The sequence below is a fragment of the Sphingomonas faeni genome (genome assembly GCF_040407505.1).
Classification (GTDB): Bacteria; Pseudomonadota; Alphaproteobacteria; order Sphingomonadales; family Sphingomonadaceae; genus Sphingomonas; species Sphingomonas faeni_E.
On sequence record NZ_JAPZPQ010000001.1, the window covers coordinates 1263235 to 1281803 of the forward strand.

The 18569-nt window shown below is 64.2% G+C and carries 15 protein-coding genes; 11 read left to right on the forward strand and 4 right to left on the reverse strand.

All coding sequences use genetic code 11. The annotated features are described in order from the left end of the window. Positions 1 to 3: 3 nt before the first annotated feature. From O6X71_RS05760 to O6X71_RS05780, 5 genes are all read left to right on the forward strand, one after another. Positions 4 to 1764 (forward strand): PAS domain-containing sensor histidine kinase, encoded by a 1761-nt coding sequence (locus O6X71_RS05760; RefSeq protein WP_353464885.1) that lies wholly within the window; start codon positions 4 to 6, stop codon positions 1762 to 1764. Positions 1765 to 1906: 142 nt separating this feature from the next. Continuing rightward, a complete protein-coding gene (locus O6X71_RS05765; protein ID WP_353464886.1) occupies positions 1907 to 2554 on the forward strand; it encodes a response regulator transcription factor in 648 nt (215 codons plus the stop codon). 276 nt (positions 2555 to 2830) lie between these two features. Next, positions 2831 to 3580 (forward strand): ATP-binding protein, encoded by a 750-nt coding sequence (locus O6X71_RS05770; RefSeq protein ID WP_353464887.1) that lies wholly within the window; start codon positions 2831 to 2833, stop codon positions 3578 to 3580. A gap of 182 nt (positions 3581 to 3762) precedes the next feature. Next, on the forward strand, positions 3763 to 4974 hold the full coding sequence (locus tag O6X71_RS05775) for an MFS transporter (protein WP_353464888.1): 1212 nt from the start codon (positions 3763 to 3765) through the stop codon (positions 4972 to 4974). 525 nt (positions 4975 to 5499) lie between these two features. Further along, positions 5500 to 7083 (forward strand): Na+/H+ antiporter, encoded by a 1584-nt coding sequence (locus O6X71_RS05780; RefSeq protein ID WP_353464889.1) that lies wholly within the window; start codon positions 5500 to 5502, stop codon positions 7081 to 7083. An 83-nt stretch (positions 7084 to 7166) separates the two neighbouring features. On the opposite strand, the gene O6X71_RS05785 is transcribed toward O6X71_RS05780, so the two are convergent. Beyond that, a complete protein-coding gene (locus O6X71_RS05785; protein ID WP_353464890.1) occupies positions 7167 to 7703 on the reverse strand; it encodes an RrF2 family transcriptional regulator in 537 nt (178 codons plus the stop codon). A 203-nt stretch (positions 7704 to 7906) separates the two neighbouring features. Between O6X71_RS05785 and O6X71_RS05790 the strand changes: the two genes are divergently transcribed. Together O6X71_RS05790 and O6X71_RS05795 are read left to right on the forward strand one after the other, a co-directional pair. Beyond that, complete coding sequence (locus O6X71_RS05790) at positions 7907 to 9328, forward strand: PLP-dependent aminotransferase family protein (protein WP_353464891.1); 1422 nt, start codon at positions 7907 to 7909, stop codon at positions 9326 to 9328. A 47-nt stretch (positions 9329 to 9375) separates the two neighbouring features. Beyond that, complete coding sequence (locus tag O6X71_RS05795; protein WP_353464892.1) at positions 9376 to 10014, forward strand: FMN-dependent NADH-azoreductase; 639 nt, start codon at positions 9376 to 9378, stop codon at positions 10012 to 10014. Positions 10015 to 10145: 131 nt separating this feature from the next. On the opposite strand, the gene O6X71_RS05800 is transcribed toward O6X71_RS05795, so the two are convergent. Beyond that, positions 10146 to 11894 carry a PAS domain-containing sensor histidine kinase gene (locus tag O6X71_RS05800; protein ID WP_353464893.1) on the reverse strand — a complete coding sequence of 583 codons (1749 nt, stop codon included), beginning with the start codon at positions 11892 to 11894 and terminating at the stop codon, positions 10146 to 10148. Positions 11895 to 11916: 22 nt separating this feature from the next. After that, positions 11917 to 12306: a response regulator transcription factor gene (locus tag O6X71_RS05805; RefSeq protein WP_353447593.1), complete on the reverse strand. Its 390-nt coding sequence runs from the start codon at positions 12304 to 12306 to the stop codon at positions 11917 to 11919. 457 nt (positions 12307 to 12763) lie between these two features. Here O6X71_RS05805 and O6X71_RS05810 point away from each other — a divergent pair, with 457 nt between their 5' ends. The 4 genes from O6X71_RS05810 (at position 12764) to O6X71_RS05825 (ending at position 18124) form a co-directional block, all read left to right on the forward strand. Then, positions 12764 to 14533, forward strand: a complete 1770-nt coding sequence (locus O6X71_RS05810; RefSeq protein ID WP_353464894.1) for an ATP-binding protein — start codon at positions 12764 to 12766, stop codon at positions 14531 to 14533. Between the two features lie 319 nt (positions 14534 to 14852). Beyond that, positions 14853 to 15767 (forward strand): MBL fold metallo-hydrolase, encoded by a 915-nt coding sequence (locus tag O6X71_RS05815; RefSeq protein WP_353447591.1) that lies wholly within the window; start codon positions 14853 to 14855, stop codon positions 15765 to 15767. A gap of 358 nt (positions 15768 to 16125) precedes the next feature. Further along, positions 16126 to 17388, forward strand: a complete 1263-nt coding sequence (locus O6X71_RS05820; protein WP_353464895.1) for an NADH:flavin oxidoreductase/NADH oxidase family protein — start codon at positions 16126 to 16128, stop codon at positions 17386 to 17388. 109 nt (positions 17389 to 17497) lie between these two features. Next, positions 17498 to 18124 carry a TetR/AcrR family transcriptional regulator gene (locus tag O6X71_RS05825; RefSeq protein ID WP_353464897.1) on the forward strand — a complete coding sequence of 209 codons (627 nt, stop codon included), beginning with the start codon at positions 17498 to 17500 and terminating at the stop codon, positions 18122 to 18124. A 97-nt stretch (positions 18125 to 18221) separates the two neighbouring features. Here the strand turns inward: O6X71_RS05825 and O6X71_RS05830 are convergent, their stop codons facing one another. After that, positions 18222 to 18530, reverse strand: coding sequence for a hypothetical protein (locus O6X71_RS05830; RefSeq protein WP_353464898.1), 309 nt, complete (start codon positions 18528 to 18530; stop codon positions 18222 to 18224). Positions 18531 to 18569: the final 39 nt, after the last annotated feature.

Below are 18569 nucleotides of genomic sequence, written 5' to 3' on the forward strand. Positions count from 1 at the left end.
AAAGTGACAACGAACGCCGATGACTCGGTCCCTCATCTCCAGACACCGCCACAAGTCCGCGTTGGCGTGACGACGCACCCGCCCGAGTCCGCGAAATCGGATCGGCAAGCTTTCGGGTCGAGCGCCGTCTGGCATTTCGAAATCGGCGAGGCACATCCGCTTCTAGGATCCGACGGAGAGCGGACCGTCTGGTCATCCTCGGATGAACCCGACTGGCGCCGCGACGAGCTGGACACAGTCCTTGATTCCATCCGCGTCGTCGAGGTGAGCGACGCGGCCATAAGCCTGTTCGGCCTGCCTATGGACCGTGAACACCTGCTTACGTGGCCCGTGGCGAATCTATGGCCGGAACAGAGTCACGCTGCGCTCGCCGACATCCTGCGCGCCGTGAGCATCAAGGGAGACGACGCGCAGGAACTTCGACGTATCGGGACGGTGGGCTGGCTTGACGCCGTATCCCTGACCGCGCAGCGTTCGACGCAGACCGGCCTACACGGCATTATAGTTTTGACGATTAGTGGCACGGTCAGTGCGGCCAGCGCTCTACGTGAACTGCAATCCCGCCAAGATCGCTGGCGCAACATGCTTTCGGCCATGCCGATCCCGATCTGGCAGGTCGATGCAGTACCAGCAGGTAAGATTCTCGACCGCCTTGCTGAAAACGGCGTGACGGATCTTCCAAACTATCTCGCGGAGCACCCCGCACTCGTCGATCTGGCGGGGGAGATCGTTCTCGTGACGCAGGTGAACGATGCAGCCGTCGCGCTACTGCGTGCGTCGCATCCCTCCCAACTCATCAGGTCGGTGGAATATCTCTTCGCGGCAGCCCCAGGCTCGCATCTCCGCCTCCTGCAGGCGTACTGTTCGGGTCTGCCGACCTACGTCGAGGAAATACAGGTTCGCGACCTCGTCGGACATCTTCAAGACGTGCTGTTCATGGTCATGTTCCCTGGCCGCGGGCGCCGTCTCGAGTCCACGATCTTGCTGATGATCGACAATACCGAACGGATCGCGGCCGAGACGAAGGTGCGACGCGTCGAGGCGGACTTCGCGCACGCTGCGCGGATCTCGACGTTGGGCGAACTGACCGCATCCCTCGCGCACGAGGTCAAGCAGCCCATCTCGGCCATGTTGACGAATGCGGAGACCAGCCTGCGCTGGTTAGCGAAGGACCCGCCAAACCTGGCGAAGGTAGCGCAACTGAACCAGAGGATCGTGAGCAGCGCTCAGCACGCGAACGACGTCATCAACCGGATCCAGGACATGGCCCGACACCGGGCACCTCACCGTGGACCGCTCAACTTCAACGAAGTCGTCGTTCAGGCGGTCAGCTTCGTCAGGCATGACACAGACGAGCACGACATTCGCCTGCGCCTCGACTTGGCGGTAGGTCTGCCACCAGTTCGCGGTGATCGCGTTCAACTTCAGCAAGTTGTCGTCAACCTCCTCGTCAATAGCGCGCAAGCCCTGAAGTCCGTCGGCGATGGCCGCCGGGAAATCCATGTCAGGACTTTCGTTCCCGAGGCGGGCATCGGGTTGTGCGTGCAGGATACCGGACCGGGGATCCCGGAAGGCGACCTGGGCCGCGTCTTCGAAGGATTCTTCAGTACGAAGGACGACGGCTTGGGCATAGGGCTCGCAATCTGCCAGTCGATCGTCGCGGCGCACGGCGGCACCATCACTGCATCGAATGCGGCTGCGGGCGGCGCGATCTTCGACGTCGTGATTCCGGTCACCCCCGCCGATACCGCTGGAGGAGGTTGAACATGGGACGGGACCGCATGCGACAGTTGCTCCGGCGCTGTACTCCGGAAGTCGCCCCTGTCGTGGGTGGGTCACCCGCGCCTGCAGCCGAAAGGACCTCTTGGCGTCGACGCCCCGAAAAGCGCGGAATTGGATCAGGGCTATGAACGAACTCGACCAATCGCGATCCGATGGCCCCCTCGTCATCGTGGTAGACGACGATGACGCGGTCCGGGAATCGATCTGCGAACTCCTCCTCTCGGTGGGCACTGAGACCGCTTCCTTCGCGTCGACCGCGTCGCTGCTCGAGGCGGACGTGCTCGATCGTCCAGGGTGCCTGATCCTCGACGTGCGGATGCCCGGTGTGAACGGCCTCGAATTCCAAGGCCGTTTGGCCGCCACCGGGATTTCCGCTTCGATCATCTTCCTTACCGGCCATGGCGACATACCCATGACGGTCCAGGCGATGAAGGCAGGCGCGGTCGAGTTTCTGACAAAGCCGGTAAGGGACCAGACCCTTCTGGACGCCGTAGACCGTGCGATTGCCGTCGACCTCCGCAAGCGATCCGATGATCTTGCCGTGCGGGAAAGCATTCTCCTGTTCGAAAGCCTCACTCCCCGCGAGCGGCAGGTGATGAAGGCCGTGGTCCTGGGCGCTTTGAACAAGCAGATCGCGTTCGACCTCGGGATCTCGGACATCACCGTGAAGCTCCACCGAGCAAGCATGATGAAGAAGATGAAGACGACATTCGTCACCCATCTTGTCAGCGTGTGGCAGGCACTACCGCAGGCTATGCGCGACGCGATCTGATGGCCCACGGGCCACGGATCGCCCCCTGGCGGCCCTCGAACTCGGGAGCGGCCGAACTGGCACATCGTCCGACGTCGTTAAGGTGGCGGCCCCGGACCCTTCATCCGTCGTCGTGCCCCACCGCCGCGCGCTGTCGTCGAAGATGGCCGTGAAGGTCCTTCCCCCTATACCGCGGTATGGCTTCGCCACGTCCTTTCGCCGGATCGATCCCCATCAAAGTCAGGACTAACGTCGCGCCATGGCTCACGATTGGGCATGTAAAGCAGGGAGAACGTCGTGCTCGGTCTTGAACAGAACTCTTCCTACGCTCCGGTGATCTGCGGTGTAGGCGTCTACAAGCTCGCAGACGACGATGCCGGAGCCGGCATCGTTCACGACTTGGGCAACCTCATCCAGGTCGTGAGCGCGGCGGTCAACATCATCGGTCGGAACCCCAGCGTCATGGCGACATCATCGCTGCTGCCGATAGTAGCGCGTGCCCGGGTCTCACTCGAAAGCGCGAGTGCTCTCGTACGCCAGACGATGGCCTCGGCACGGGAGCGCACTGCCGAGACGAACGACGATCTCGTGAACGTCGACCTGGCCCTCTCGCCGCTCGCAGATGTGCTTGCCTCGCTCTGCGAACCCGATGTCGCATTCCAGATGGCGCTGCAACGGGACCTCCCCCCGATCCGCTGCTCCTCCGTCGGCCTGCGAACGGCCGTGCTCAACCTGGTGATGAACGCACGCGATGCGTCGGCCAATGGTGGCACGATCTCCATCGACGTCGTCCTGAAGGAGCTGCTCGGGCGAACGGACGTCGTGATCTCGATCACGGATCGAGGCGAAGGCATGAGCGAGGCAACGCGGGCGCGCGCTTTCGAGCCCCGCTTCACAACAAAGCAAGGGGGTCGGGGTACCGGTTACGGTCTCGCCATGGTGCACCAGTTCATGCGGACTTCAGGGGGCACGGCGGAAATCCACAGCCAGTTCGGGAGCGGAACCTCCGTCGCACTTCGGTTTCCAGCGGCGAGCGTCGCGCGGTAGTGTCGAATGCCCCGCTCGGTATGTACGCGCCCCGGACCGATGAACCATCATCCTGGTGTCCGATGGCGTGGCCGATCGTCCGCAATCCCGCTCACCGTCACGGCTCGCCGCCGATACGGCAGGTATGCCCGACCAAGCCGTCCGGCGGGTCGTCCACACGATCTTGAGACAGAGTCCGTAACATGCCGAATTCGCATCCTTGGGCCGTCACGGGCCTCTGTTTCGCCGCATCGATGGTGGAGGGGTATGACCTGCAGTCGGCGGGCGTCGCCGCGCCCGCGCTCGCTGCCGCGCTTCACGTCCCCAAGGACAATCTGGGCCTCGTCTTCGCCTGCAGCACCGTCGGAATGTTTGTCGGGGCGGCAATCGGCGGGTGGCTCTCGGACCGCATAGGCCGGAGGAACGTGCTGGTCGTCTCCCTGGCGATGTTCGGCGTCTTCTCGATCTGCACCGTCTCGGCCTTCGACCTGAATTCGCTTCTGATCATGCGCGTCCTCACGGGGGTGGGCCTCGGCAGCACCTTTCCCAGCCTGATCGCTCTGGTCGCGGCGCACGCGCAGGACGCCAGGAGGGCTGGCCGGGTGACGATGGTAAGTGCCGGAATGCCGCTAGGAGGCGCGGTGGCCGTTCTGTTCAGCCTGACGACCGTGCCCGGCGACTGGCGCTGGATATTCTATCTGGGAGGTGCCGGGCCCCTGGTCCTCGCGCTCGTCGTCGTCATGGAGATGCCTTCCGACCGGCCCAGTCAACGTTGTGCGGACAGGCAGAGCATGGAGATCGGCGGAGCGAGCACCCGCCGGATCCTGTTCGGCGAGGGACGCGCACGCGCGACCCTTTCGCTCTGGATGGCTTCGCTGTGCACGCTGCTCGTCCTGTACCTCATGGTGAACTGGTTGCCCTCCCTGCTCGTCAGCCGTGGCTCCGACAGGTCCGAGGCGCTGTTGGCGTCCCTGGGCTTCAACATCGCAGGAACGGCTGGCGCCGTGGCTTGCGGCATCCTCATGGGACGTGCGCGCAGGACCCGGACGCTCGTGCTCACGTACGCCGGCGCCATCGTCGGCACCGCAGCCTTGGCGATGTCGGGCAGTCTCGCAGCGACGGTGGCGTCGGCGTCCATCGTCGGCGCGTGCATCACAGCCGGTCAATTCGCCATCTATGGTCTCTCCGCGGACTGCTACCCTTCCCGATGGCAAGGAACGGGGGCGGGCGCAGCGGTCGCCTTCGGACGGATCGGCGCCGTCATCGGCCCGTTGCTGGCCGGCGCCATACTGGCCGAAGGAGGTTCTCCCACGGACGTGCTCGTCGTGCTGCTGCCGCTCATATCGGCGGCGTTGATCGCGCTGTTGTTTCTGTCTCGTACGGCGGGAAGCCCGGATAGTGCAACGGTGGGTTGATGCGGGGGCGGTGTCGGCCAGCTCAGGCCCGTCCCCGAAGCCTCGCAATTTACTTAGGCCCCTCCCCCCTACCCATAGTCGCTGAACCCACCGACGCGGCGAAAGCGGGGTCCCCATCGGCAGCCGGAACATGCGTCGTTGTCGAAAGAAGCGGATATGCGGTGACGCGTCGTCGCTCACGAATGCGAACACTAGCATTTTTCAAAGCGGCCCGTTACCGAAAACCTGACCGGCTTTCGATGATGCCGCAGCTCACGCGGACGGAATAGCGCAGACGTCCGAAGAGGTTTCGCACACCACCTCGGTCCAAATGCGGCTGACTGCAGCATGCGCGGAGCCTCGTTGCCCCTAGTTCGCGACAGGTTCCATCACGGATAACAGCCCATATCCATCTCGTCCGGGTACGAAATCAACCGTCTGGAGCCTACGAAACATCCTCGGTGGTCGGTCGCATTGTCATCTGGCGACGCTCGGTTATGAAGCTGCGCGAGCATGCGCTCTGCTCGCGATATCGGGAGGGGTATCATGCATCCGACGGCGGGCTTCGAACTGATCATCGCCATGTTTTTGGTAGTGGTCGGGCTGCACTATTTCGCCCAACGGCTTTCGCTGCCTCCCGCTGCAGCTTTAATCGTCGGCGGCGGCGCGCTCGCCTTCGTGCCCGGCCTTCCCGGCATAGAGATCGATCCCGAACTCGTCCTCGTCCTCTTCCTGCCCCCACTGCTGATGGACGGCGCCTGGTTCACCGCCATCGCGCCCTTCCGCCGCCATGTGGCCGGCATCCTCTCGCTGGCAGTGGGCGCGGTGTTCTTCACGACGGCGGTGGTGGCAGTGGTCGCGAAGTTGCTCCTTCCCGATCTCCCCTGGGCCGCGTGTGTCGCACTGGGTGCTATCCTGTCGCCGCCCGATGCGGTGTCCGCACGCGCGGTGCTCCAGCGCGTCAGGCTGCCCCGCCGGCTCTCCACGCTCCTTGAGGGCGAAAGCCTGCTCAACGACGCCGCCGGGCTGGTCTTGTTCCGCTTCGCCGTCGCCGCGGTGGTCACCGGGACGTTCAGCCTCGGCGCCGCTACGGGGAGCTTCTTCATGCTAGTCCTCGGCGGTATCGCGGTCGGTGCCGGAATCGGAGGGCTATGGGTGCTCCTCCTGCGCCGTTTGGGTGACGATACGTTGATGATCGCGGCTACCGTGCTGGTTTGCTGGAGCGCCTACATCGCGGGCGAGCTTCTCCATGTTTCCGGCGTCATAGCGGTGGTGACGGCCGGGCTGACCTGCGGCTGGTATCAGCATGTCGTATTCAGCGCGAGCGTGCGCATCCGGGCTTTCGCCTTCTGGGAGGTACTGGTGTTCTTGCTCGAGGCGGCGGTGTTCACTCTTATCGGTCTTTCGCTGCGTGGCTTGCTCAACCGCGTCGGCGGCGTCGGCGTCGTGATCGACACGATGGCGGCCCCCGTGATCCTGATCGTCGCAGCCGTCATCCTCGCGCGGTTCGTTTGGATCTTCGGCGCCGATGCGATCCTCTCGGTGTTGCGCCGCCTAGGTTGGAAGAACGCCCGTCCGCTCGGGCCGCGCGCCGCGCTGGTAATGAGTTGGGCGGGAATGCGCGGCGTGGTGACACTGGCGGCGGCGCTTTCGCTGCCCGAGACGATGCCGGCGCGAGATCTGATGCTGGTGACTGCCTTCGCGGTCATCCTCGTCACTGTTCTGGTGCAGGGCACGTCGCTCGGCTGGGTCATTCGGCGCGCAAAGCCAGCAGAGGATCCAGGCTCGCTGCCACCGCTCGATCTCTACGCCGCGGAGTCGGCGATGTTCCGCGCCCAGCTGACCGCGGTGGAGCGCGAGGCGTATGACGCGGATGGACGCCTCGTCCACGCACAACTGCTGCGACGCTACCAGACGCGCGCGACTGCGGGAGACGCCTTTGCAGGAACGTCGCAGGAGCGCACGCTGGCGATCGCGAGTCACTTCGACGTGATCATTGCCGCAGTGAAGGCCGGACGCGATCACATGGTCGAACTGCATCGTACCGGACGCATCGACGACGAGACGCTTCACGACTTGGAACATGATCTCGATCTTGAGGAATTGGCCGCCACCGCGGCGAAGGGCTGAACCGGCGGGCGGCCGCCGCGGACGGCTAGATCTCGCGTCGATCGTTCCGGCAGCAGACCAACGGCATCAATCATCGGCTGACGCTAACCGGAGTCGTTCTGCCTACGCTCGAAGCTCTTCTGGACGGCGTCGGCACGCGACGCCTCTCGCGCTACGCCGCGATCGGCGAACCATGCGTCGACCTCGGCGCCGAAGCCCGGCGGCGTCTTGAACCCTTGCGCGAGATCCAAGATCGTCGTGCGGGCAAGTTCCGACCGCATTGCGGCCTCGGCCCTGAGCATCACGGCGTGAATGCCGCAGACACCCCCCGTGATCCACTCCGGCGGATCCGATCTGATCAGCACGCAACCTCGTCGGACGTCGCGGCATTGGAAGATGGCACTCGGGCCGTCGATCGCCTCGACGACGTCCAGCATCGTGATCTCCCCGGGCGGCCGCGCCAAACGGTATCCGCCGTTTATGCCACTGTTCGAGACGACCAGTCCCGCCTTCTCCATTTTCGGCATGATCTTGCCTAACACAGACGGAGAGGCGCCCTGGAAGTCGGCGAGATCCCGGCTGCTGACCGAACGACCATCCTGCCCGATGAGCCACAGGATGCAGTGGAGGCCGGACTCCACGGATGGCCCGTAGAGAACACTCATGCTCGTCCGCTACCAACGCGTCGGGCGGGATCGAGCTCCGGCATCGGTCGCCATCCGCCTGTCCGGCCGCCTACCTGAACCAATGTATAGGTGGACCTATTCTCGACAGTCTCGGCACCCCTGATCATAACTCCTTCTACCGATCCGCTTTAGGAACGCCAGAACCGAGGCCTACGGAAATGACACTGCAACTGACCAACGACCGGTTCTCGATCGCGATCGACAGGTCCAAGCCGGTACCTATCACCGAGCAGATCACGACGAACCTCCGTAGCGCGATCATGGAAGGCCTTCTCGAGCCCGGCGCGCGACTTCCGTCATGGCTGGATATGGCGACGCGGCTCGGGGTCGCGAGAGGAACGGTGAAGGCCGCGTACGAACGGCTCACGGACGAATTCCTCGTCGTCTCCGCAGGGGCCGCAGGGACCCGCGTCGCAGGCCGCAAGCCGGTCACGCCTACCCTGCCGACACGGCAGATCGCTCGCCCGCTGCAGGGCATCGAGCGCGGCTTCTCGTTGGCACCTCTGCCGTTCCAGATAGGCGTACCAGCACAGGACGCCTTCCCCGCCAAGCTTTGGTCGCGTATTCGGACCCGGGCGGTCCGCGAGGACGCGATGGCGCCGGTGGGTCCCCCCGATCCTCGCGGGCATCCAGAGTTACGGGCGCAGATCGCCAGCTACCTCGCCATCTCGCGTGGCATCCGCTGCGTTCCCGATCAGATCATTCTCACCAGCGGCTACAAGAACGGCCTCTTCCTCGCCATCACGACGCTGCAGCTCCACGGTCGCTCGGTCTGGATGGAGGATCCCGGATACCCGATCGCCAAGATGGGTCTCGAACTCGCCGGCATGAAGGTCGTCCCCGTTCCGGTCGACGACCAAGGCATCCGGGTCAATCGCGGGATCGCGCTCGCTCCCGACGCGGGCTTGGCGGTGGTGACGCCTGGTCAGCAGGCGCCGACCGGCGTCACCATGTCGCCGTCGAGGCGCCGGGAACTGCTGGATTGGGCGAAGCGCGAAGACGCATGGATCGTCGAAGACGACTATCTCAGCGAACTGCAGCTCACCGGACGTGCTGCACCCGCACTCGCTGCCGAGGACACCCATGGGCGCGTCGTCCACGTAGGCAGCTTCAGCAAGACGCTCAGTCCCGCCCTCAGTCTCGGGTTCCTCGTCGCACCGCTGGCGATGGCGGAACGGTTCGGCGAGGTCGCGGCCTGCCTCAATCCGGCACCAAACCCTACGACGCAGCTCGCGCTGGCGAGCTTTCTGGCGGACGGCCACTACCTGCGTCACCTGCGCCATATGAAGGCCCTCTACATGGAAAGGCGGAACGCGCTGCGCGAATGCCTCGGCCAGGATCTCATCATGCAGGACGTGTCGGGTCTTGCCGTGCCCATCCGACTGCCGAAAGGGTTCAGCGACGTCGCCTTGGCCCAGCAGGCACTCGGTCGCGGGATCGCCCCCCTTCCGATGTCCGTGTGGCATCACAACAGGGAAGATGCCCAGCCAGGCTTCCTCCTGGGTGTCACCAATCTCCGCAAGGGCCACCTCGAGCAGGCTTGCGGAACGCTTCGCGAGCTTATCGCGGCGGGTGCCTGAACCGTCCCGGCCTCGTTCCACGAACCATTCATCGAAGAGGCGCGACAATGCGACTGCTGCACGTCGATTCCAGCCCCCGGGGCGAAATCTCCAAATCCCGCTCGCTCTCGCGGGGCTTCGTGGAAGCGATGCTTTCCCGATCCCCCGACATGTCCGTTGACCATCTGGATCTGTCACGGGAGGCCCCTCCGCACGTAACCGCGGAATTCATAACGGCCACCTACACCCCGGCAAACGACAGGACGTCCGACATGCTCGCGACGCTGGCTGTGTCGGACGCGCTGTGCGAGCGCCTGCTCTCGGCCGATTTCCTCGTCTTCGCGATGCCGATGTACAACTTCACGATGCCCTCCACCTTCAAGGCGTTCATAGACGCCATCGTGAGGACGAACGTCACCTACGACGTCGCTGCCGACGGACGTTACGTCGGACGGCTCGGCGGAAAGAAGGTGCTCTTCATCACCACCCGGGGCGTAGACATGCGAGCCGGATCCCCGCTCGCCCACATGGATGGCCTCACCCCTGCGGTTCGGGCCGCGTTCGGGTTCATGGGCGTGGACGAACCCACCTTCGTCGACGCGCAGCCGGTCCAGTTCGCTCAGCCGGAAGAGTGCGCGGAGGCCATGGATCGGGCGCGTCGACAGCTTGACCGCTTGGCGGGCCAATGGACGGACGATCGAGTATAGCACGCGGGATCACCGGCTGGGATCCGCGCCTGGCGCCCACAGGCGTCCAAACCTTCTGCCAACGCGGCCGGCGGTCCCGGCGACGCGGCGATCCGATGGGCGACCCTCAGCTATGGCGTTCCGATCCGGTATCAGGCGGTCTCGTCCCACCTCCCTGTTAGGATGGGGCCGCCGACACCTTCGGCGGGTATCGCGAAGTGGAAGCATGCGCCGCCATCGGCCATGTTGGATACTCCGATCTCACCGCCATGCGCAGCGATGATGGACTGGCATATCGTCAGCCCCATGCCCATGCCGTCGACCTTCGTCGTGAAGAAACCGTTGAACACGACGTCCATGTGCTCGGCATCGACGCCCGGCCCGCTATCCCGGATCGAGAAGGCGACGTAGCCTGCATCGTCGACGTATGTCCGCAGATGGACGCTTCGCTCGGAACCGTGCCCTTGGCTCATTGCCTGCATGCTGTTGATGATCAGGTTGACCATGACCTGCTGGATCTGGATCCGGTCGCACCGGGCCGGCGGTAGTCCCGCGGCGAACTCAGCGGAAACGGCGACGCGCTTCTCGTCCAGATCGTGACGAAGGAACAGCAGCACCTCACGCGCCACTTCGCTCATGTCCGTCAACCGCCTTTCGGCAGCGACGTTGTTCGCCATACCGCGGATCCGCTGGATGATCTGCGCCGCGCGATGGGCGTCGGTGACGATGCGGGCGATCCGATCGGACGCCCGGGGGAGGTTTGGCAAGGTTTTGTCGAGCCACCGCAGCGCCGCCTGTCCGTTAGCCGAAATCGCACCCAGCGGCTGGGTCAATTCGTGAGCAACGGACGCGGTCAACTCGCCGAGCATCGAGATGCGAGCTCCGTGGGCGAACTCGGACTGCAACTTCTGTAGCTGGGTCTCGGCGTTCCGCCGATCGGTGATATCCAGCATGCCCATCAGGCTGGCACCTAGGAAGGTGTCGGGAGATGGAAACGCCAGAGAGAAGAGGATGTCTATCGTGCGACCGTCCCGCGTCCGCATCCTCGTCTCCTCGGCGAAGTACGGGACCCCTTCGAACCGGGCGATGAGCGCACGTTTGAAGGTATCGGGCGAATCCACCCAGAGCGCGCGAACGGGACCGACCAGATCATGCGCCGACGCCGCTCCGAACAGGGTCGCGGCGTGGTCGTTGACCTCGGCGACGGCGACGATGTCCAAGGCCTGATCGAGGTATTCCGGGTTCGCCTCGACGTATGCGGCGGGGTCTTTGATTCCAGCCGCGCGCAGTTCACGAACGAGCCGCCCGATCCCTCGCCCGTCCGCGAGCATCAGCGCCACCGGCGCTCGCATGAACAGCTGCCGGTAACGCTCCTCTCCTGCCGTAAAACGCGCATAGGCCTCATCCTGTGAGACCAAGGAGCTGAACTCGATCGTGCCGTCGATCCGGCCCGATGCATCCGCATGCCGCGTCCAGCGCGAGTACACGACCCGTTCCTCCAGCCCCGTCGTCAGGCGTCGCAGCTGCCCGGACCAGCTGCCGGTCCGAGTGAGAACCTCGTACGCGGCATCGTGGGGAAGATGCCCCGGAGCGGCCAGAATGTCGACGTGGCTACCGATGGCCTCCTCGGCGGTGAACCCGTAGAGTTCGGCGGCCCGCCCGTTCCAGGCCCGGATGGTGCCGTCGAGGCCGAAGACTATGACGCTTTCGGAACATAGCTCGGCAAGGTCGTCGCCGGCGCGGAAGACAGCCCCTCCCGGCGTCTTGACGCTGCGTTCCGGCACGTCGAAAATCGATGACGAAGCGCTCATGGGCGAACGGCCGAACAGTGACGATCGCGATCGAAGCTCGTTCGGCTGATCGGCCAACGGGTGTTCAAACGTGGACTTCCCGGCTTCCATCCACTGCCGATCCCCGTCCGCATCAGCACCGCCCCACCGCCGCGCGGTCGTCGAGAACCCCCTGCAGATGCTTGAGAAGCAATCTGTCGTCGAGCGGCTTGGTCAGATAGGCCAACGCGCCGGTACTCATCGCGCGAGTACGGGTCGCGGCATCTCCCTGGGCGGAAATTATGATGACCGGAAACGACGGATCGATCCGGAACAGTCGCCTTTGAAGCTGCAACCCGCTTTCACCCAGCAGATTCAGATCGGTGATCAGCGCGACGAAGCGCTCGGGCTCGTACGCCTCCATGAAGCTCTCGCTTCCGTCGAAGGTGCGGCAGTCGAAGTCAAACACCTCGATGAGATCGGCGAGTGCCTCCCGCATGGCCTCGTCGTCGTCGACAACCGCAAACAGGGGCAAACTGGACAAGTTACTGGTCCCTCATAGCGGATATGCCGCTGCAGAGGTCACCCATCAGCCCAACGCCACGTTCGTCCTAGCTATACAAAAGGTCTAATTGGCGCGTGATGGGTCCAGAACCTCCTCCTGCCCGGTATGCAGATGGTTGCCGAACGACTTGGTACAGACCCATCTGCGCGTCTCGGTTCTGGAAGTCGCTCCCTGCCGAACCTACCCAATGAATGATGGACATCCTCATCAAACCGGACGGACCGGCGTCACGGCCCGAACGCCTTTGTCGCATGCCCTCCCGCGGCATCGAGGGCGCCCCCGTGGAGAGTCGTCCGAGAACGTCACCGCATGCGAATGGATGTTTCACGCCCACGCTTCTTCGCCGTTCGACAGGACGCCCGTCGTGATCGGCAACCCGGTCGGACCGCCTTCGGCTACGCTTCTTCCTTCATCGTCGCCTCGCATACACGTCCGTGTGCCGGCGGCCCGCCTCCTCGTCCTGCTGGGAACGTTGTTCGTCGCGTCGCTCGCAGCCGCCGCGCTGGCCTTGGTGGTGGCGCGCCATGCCGGTCGACTGGACGACGCCGAGCGGGAACTGCGGACCCTTGATCTTCTCTTGGCGGGCGAGACGGAGCGTTCCTTCCAGAGCGTTCGGCTCGTGCTCGACGGCGTCGCGGCACGACTTGCGGCCAGCGGCGAAATGACGGGTGGCACTGTCGCCAGACGGGCGTCCACGAAGGCCATGCATCAGGAGCTTCGGGCCCGCCTGTCAGGCCTTCCTCAACTGGAAGCGGTCACGATCGTCGCCGCGGATGGTAGGATAGCGAACTACTCGCGAGAGTGGCCCGTACGGTATTGGAACCTCTCCGACCGTTCGTATTTCCGTGCGATGATCGAAAGGACGAAGGACGCCCCGTACATCAGCGAGCCCCTCGTCGATCGATTCACCAAGCAGCCGACGGTCTACCTTGTTCGGAGGCTCTCAGGTCCGGACGGCAGTTTCGCCGGCATCGTGATAGGCGCGATCCGGCTGAACTACTTCAACCGGTTCTACGAGACCCTACGCCTTCTGCCCGGCGAGTTCATCGCGCTGCGCCGTCCGGGCGGCGACCTGATCACGGCGTTCCCGAACGAGGGTTCGTCGGATCCTCATCTAGCTTCCAGCGGACCGGCCGGCGCCGCAAGCGGCAACGTTCCAGGCGTTCGGCGAGAAGAGCCGACCGCCGCGGACGGGTCGTCGCGACCACGCCTCGTCGCGACGACGATCACGCACGACTTCTCGATCCAGGTCGCCGTCGGACGGGACGAGAAGACCCTGCTGGCGGGTTGGAGAAGTGAGGCGTGGGCGATCGGCGTCGCCGTGGCCCTCGTTGGGCTTCTCACCGCTTCGCTGCTGTGGGCTATCCTGCGACGGTGGCACGCCTTGGAGCTCGTCGCCATCGCCTCGACGGAAAGGGCCAAAGCCGTGCTAGCTCGTCGCGACGTCGAGGGAGCTCTCCTGCAGGCGCAGAAGATGGACGCCTTGGGGCAGCTCGCCGGCGGCATCGCGCACGACTTCAACAACATGCTTGCGGTCGTCTCGGGCTGTCTTGAGATGCTTCGGCACAGGCTAGGTTCGTCGGAGGATGGGATTGGGCGGTGCCTCGACCGATCCGACGAAGCTGTACGGCGGGCGACGTCCCTGACCACCCGTCTGCTCAGCTTCGCGCGCAAGGAGCCCGTCAGACACGTCGCGATCGAGGTGAACCCGGTGATCTCCGGGATCGTCGATCTGCTGACGCGAACGCTGGGGGGCGGTGTCACGGTGGACGTATTCCTCGGCGGCGACCTGTTGGACACCCGCGGAGACGTCAGTCAGCTCGAGAACGCGATCCTGAACCTCAGCGTCAACGCCAGAGACGCCATGCCCGAGGGGGGCGCCATTTCGATAACGACCGCCAACGTCGATATCGAACGCGAAGATCCGCGGGCGCCCGACCTCGACGCAGGGCGCTTCGTCCAGATCTCGGTCAGCGACAGTGGGACGGGGATGAGCCCGGAAACCGCCGCCAGGATCTTCGAACCCTTCTTCACGACCAAAGGTGCCGGCAAGGGTACCGGTCTCGGACTCAGTCAGGTGTTCGCCTTCGCCCGCGACGCCGGCGGGACAATCAGGGTCGAAACAGCCGTCGGACGCGGAACCACGTTCCATCTCTACCTTCCTACATGCAGCCAGCATTCCGTCCGTTCCGCCGCCGGCGCATAGATACGGTTCGTAGGGGCGGCGCAGGATCTCCCGAGCAGCGCGTCACGGATGCAGCCGCCCGCCTCGGCCGTAGCCGCGTCGGCATCGACCGATGGTACATCGTTCCCGCGTAGTCTCGGTTCTATTTCGATCGCGAAGGTCATGCGAGAGACGATCGGGCTGGTCGAGCTACCTGCTCTCGACGAACTCGATCCCTGCCCGCCCAGCACACGTACCGAACGATTCGTCGTCGATGCATCTACCCCGGTCGCGTCGACCAGTCTCGATCGTCTCGTGCCCTGTTCGCTCACTGCGACAAACATCCAGACTGGAGAATCAGATGAAGCACGCCAAGATTTCGCATCCCGGTCGAACGCAAGCCGAAGAGATGGTCTCTTCTCGCTACGCGCTACGCGTCGGAGAGATAGACGTCCTGGTGATCAGCGACGGCGTGCTGCCCTTGCCGACCACCACGCTGGCGACGAACGCCGATCCGGACAGCCGGGCAGGCTGGTTGAAGGAGAAGTTCCTGCCGCCGGAGGGACTCGACTGGCCTCTCAACGTGGTCGTGGTGCAAACCGGAGATCAGATCATCCTCGTCGACGCGGGCCTCGGCGGACAGTTTCCCGGTTTCCCCCGGGCCGGGCAGTTCCCGAAGCGGCTCGAGGCAGCCGGTATCGATCTCTCGTCCGTGACTGACATCGTGATCACCCACATGCACATGGATCACGTTGGCGGCCTTCTCGTCGATGACGTGAAGAGCAAGCTCAGTCCCGACGTGCGTATCCATGTCGCGCAGTCCGAGGTCGACTTCTGGAAGGCGCCGGACTTCACGCACACCGTCATGCCGGCGCCGGTGCCGGACGTGCTCAGGGAGACGGCAACCCGGTTCGCGGACGAATACCGCAGCCAGATCCACACCTTCGGCGACGAATACGAGGTTGCGCCCGGCGTGCTCGTCTCGCGTACCGGTGGCCACACCCCGGGGCACAGCATCGTCCGTCTCTCGTCGGGCGGAGATCGGCTGACGTTCGCCGGCGACGCCATCTTCCCGCCGGGCTTCGACCACCCAGACTGGCAGAACGGCTTCGAACACGATCCAGAGGAAGCGGCGCGGGTTAGGGTTCGGCTGCTCCGGGAATTCGCCGAGTCCGGCGAACTGGTCGTGGCCACCCACCTCGCCTTCCCGTCGGTCGGTCACGTCGCGGTAGACGGCGACACCTTCACGTACGTTCCGTCCTACTGGGACTACTGAGACCGTGGCACGGTTCACCTGACCTTCGCGCGGGGCTGCTTCCCCTGGCAGCCCGCGTCAAGCGCAACCGTGGCGCTGAATGACCGTTGGCCGGGTCCCCCGCCCCCCTCCGCCGGCCCCTATGTCCCGACAGTTCAAGGTCCGCAGATCCGTGCGGCTGGTCCAAACGAGGCGTCGGCGGAACACTCGCCCCCCGCCCCGGCTCACGATGACGAATTGGGCGGCGAAGCAGGGAATAACTTGTCCCGCTCGATGCTCGAATGGCGGGAACAGTCGCCACGGAGAAAAAACGCTAGATACCCATTGATATTCGGATACCGGTTAGTATTTCAAATAATCAAGAATTCGGAGATCAGATATGACCAGCCTGCTCGGTACCCCCGTCGTCCTTCCCAATGGCACTGTCATCTCGAACCGCCTCGTCAAGGCGGCGACCAGCGAGGGTCTGTCAGACTCGGAAAACCACGCCACGTCACGCCTCGTGACGCTCTACGAGCGCTGGGCGCGGTCGGGTGCGGGTCTCATTCTCAGCGGCAACATACAGGTGGATCGCTGGCATCTTGAACGCCCGAGCAACGTAGTACTTTCGGACGAGACCGGGCTTGACCGGCTTGCTGCAGTCGCTGCGGCAGCTACCAGCGGAGGCAGCGCCTTCTGGGCCCAGCTCAGCCATACCGGGCGCCAGGTCTCTGACCTCATCAACCCTGAGCCCCTGTCGTCCTCCGACGTCGACATCGACGTCCCCCGCGGGCTCGGGCTGACTTTCGCCAAACCGAAGGCGATGACAGAGGCGGACATAGCCCGCGCGATCGCGCAGTTCGCGACGGCTGCCGGCCTAGCGCAGAAAGCAGGTTTCACGGGAGTCCAGTTCCACGCGGCTCACGGGTACCTGATCTCGCAGTTCCTCAGCCCCCTTTCCAACCGGCGCACCGATCGTTGGGGCGGTTCGCTCGAGAACCGGTCGAGGCTCCTTCTGGAGGTGATGGCGGCGGTTCGCGAGGCGGTCGGGCCGGATTTTCCGATTGGCATGAAGTTGAACGCGTCAGACTTCCAGAAGGGCGGCTTCACCAACGCCGAGTGCATCGCGCTCGTAGGCCTGCTGAACGACAGCTCCCTAGACCTGCTCGAGCTCTCTGGCGGATCGCTCGAGCAACCTAAGGTCGTTGGCATCTCCGTCAAGGATGAGGGGGCGGATGCCATTCCCGCCAGCACCCGCAAGCGAGAGGCGTACTTCGTCGAGTTCGCAGCAGCCGTACGTGCGGCAGCGAACATGCCGGTCTTGGTGACGGGCGGGTTCCGGTCTGCACAAGGCATGATCGAGGCGATCCAGAACGGAGATCTCGATCTCGTGGGGATGGCACGCCCCTTCATCGCCGATCCGGAAATCGCCCGCAAACTGATCTCAGGCGAAATCGACACCGCGCCTACGCCGGAGAAGACGCTGGAGATCGGGCATCTGATGCAGTGGTTCTCGGTCCAGATCGATCGGATGGGCGACGGCCTCATGCCGGACCGGACTCTCGAGGGGGCCGCGGCCTCGGAGCAGTTCGTTAACCTAGAGACCGGCTACATGACCGCGCTGCTCGAACAACGCGGGCACGAGCGGTCGGTAGCCGCGTAGCGCCCGCAGCTGTATCGGAGACGAATGGGCGAATTTGTCCTTCGTCCTCCAGCCGGCGCGGTCTAGATCCGCGCTGGCACGACACTGCTAATGGATTATTGCCGGCATCATGGAAAAGCGCGTGCGGATAAGTCGGGCGGAGCGTCACGCGCAGACTCGCGAGCAGCTGCTCGACGCCGCTCGCTCGGTATTTGCCAAGCATGGGTACGGGGGCGCTTCGATCGACCGGATCGCGGCGGAGGCCGGCTATTCCAAAGGTGCGATCTACTCGAACTTCGAGTCCAAGGAGGCGATCATGCTAGCTCTCCTGGAACGCTATGCGGACGACGAGATCGCAGAGTTCAACCGGATCATGCAACTCGATCCGACTACGCTCAAGACGCAGCTCAAAGACCGGCTAGACACCTTGAACGCCGATCTCGACTGGGACGTCATGACAATGGAGTTGCAGCTGCATGCGCGGCGCAATCCCGCCTTCGCGGAGCGGTTCTTCGCGCACGAGGCTCGTCTGACCGAGTTTCATGCAGGCATCCTCGCCGAACGGTTCGCCCGCGAGAAGAAGACCCCCCCGATCGATCCGCTGACCATGTCTCTCGCTCTCCGGACCATAGCGTGCAGCCTGAACCTCAAAGTCCCGCCGGCTCAGCGTGTTGGCAACGAGGCAGGCAGGATCGTCCACCAACTCCTCGATCTCATGATCGAACGGGCGACTCCCTCTACCGGTGACCGATCCTGACCCGGTAACCAGAGGGCAGCCACCAAGTTAGGATGAACAACCTCGTGCAAACGATCCGTGCACCGCTGTGACACCCCGACGTTCAGGCCAGCAGTGGTTAATGAAGCCCGTCGGGCAGTCGCATGCCGCACATAGCCATGAGGATCGCCGCGGCCAGGACGATGCCGATCGCCGCGCCAGTCATCCAAATCCGATCGGCGACATGCCGCCGGACCCCATGGGCGATCAGGAATACGCGGACTGCAGAGCCGAGGTGCGCTATCACGAAGAACACCGCCAGAGCGTAGTGTGGGATGAGACGGACACTCCATGCGTCGTGGATCAAGCCGTTCGGCGCACCGGTCGCGAAGTCCCACCCGGTAGGAATACCTAGATAGGCCCGCGCGTAGACGAACACAGAGTTCATGTGCCCCGCGATATAGACCGCGAGATAGGTAAGCGTGGT

Excerpts from the sequence above, each read along its gene's own strand:
- O6X71_RS05830 (WP_353464898.1), bottom strand. The coding sequence starts at position 18,530 with ATGAACTCTGTGTTCGTCTACGCGCGGGCCTATCTAGGTATTCCTACC.
- O6X71_RS05790 (WP_353464891.1), top strand. The coding sequence starts at position 7,907 with ATGACACTGCAACTGACCAACGACCGGTTCTCGATCGCGATCGACAGG.
- O6X71_RS05815 (WP_353447591.1), top strand. The coding sequence starts at position 14,853 with ATGAAGCACGCCAAGATTTCGCATCCCGGTCGAACGCAAGCCGAAGAG.
- O6X71_RS05795 (WP_353464892.1), top strand. The coding sequence starts at position 9,376 with ATGCGACTGCTGCACGTCGATTCCAGCCCCCGGGGCGAAATCTCCAAA.
- O6X71_RS05775 (WP_353464888.1), top strand. The coding sequence starts at position 3,763 with ATGCCGAATTCGCATCCTTGGGCCGTCACGGGCCTCTGTTTCGCCGCA.
- O6X71_RS05820 (WP_353464895.1), top strand. The coding sequence starts at position 16,126 with ATGACCAGCCTGCTCGGTACCCCCGTCGTCCTTCCCAATGGCACTGTC.
- O6X71_RS05780 (WP_353464889.1), top strand. The coding sequence starts at position 5,500 with ATGCATCCGACGGCGGGCTTCGAACTGATCATCGCCATGTTTTTGGTA.
- O6X71_RS05765 (WP_353464886.1), top strand. The coding sequence starts at position 1,907 with ATGAACGAACTCGACCAATCGCGATCCGATGGCCCCCTCGTCATCGTG.
- O6X71_RS05825 (WP_353464897.1), top strand. The coding sequence starts at position 17,498 with ATGGAAAAGCGCGTGCGGATAAGTCGGGCGGAGCGTCACGCGCAGACT.
- O6X71_RS05800 (WP_353464893.1), bottom strand. The coding sequence starts at position 11,894 with ATGGAAGCCGGGAAGTCCACGTTTGAACACCCGTTGGCCGATCAGCCG.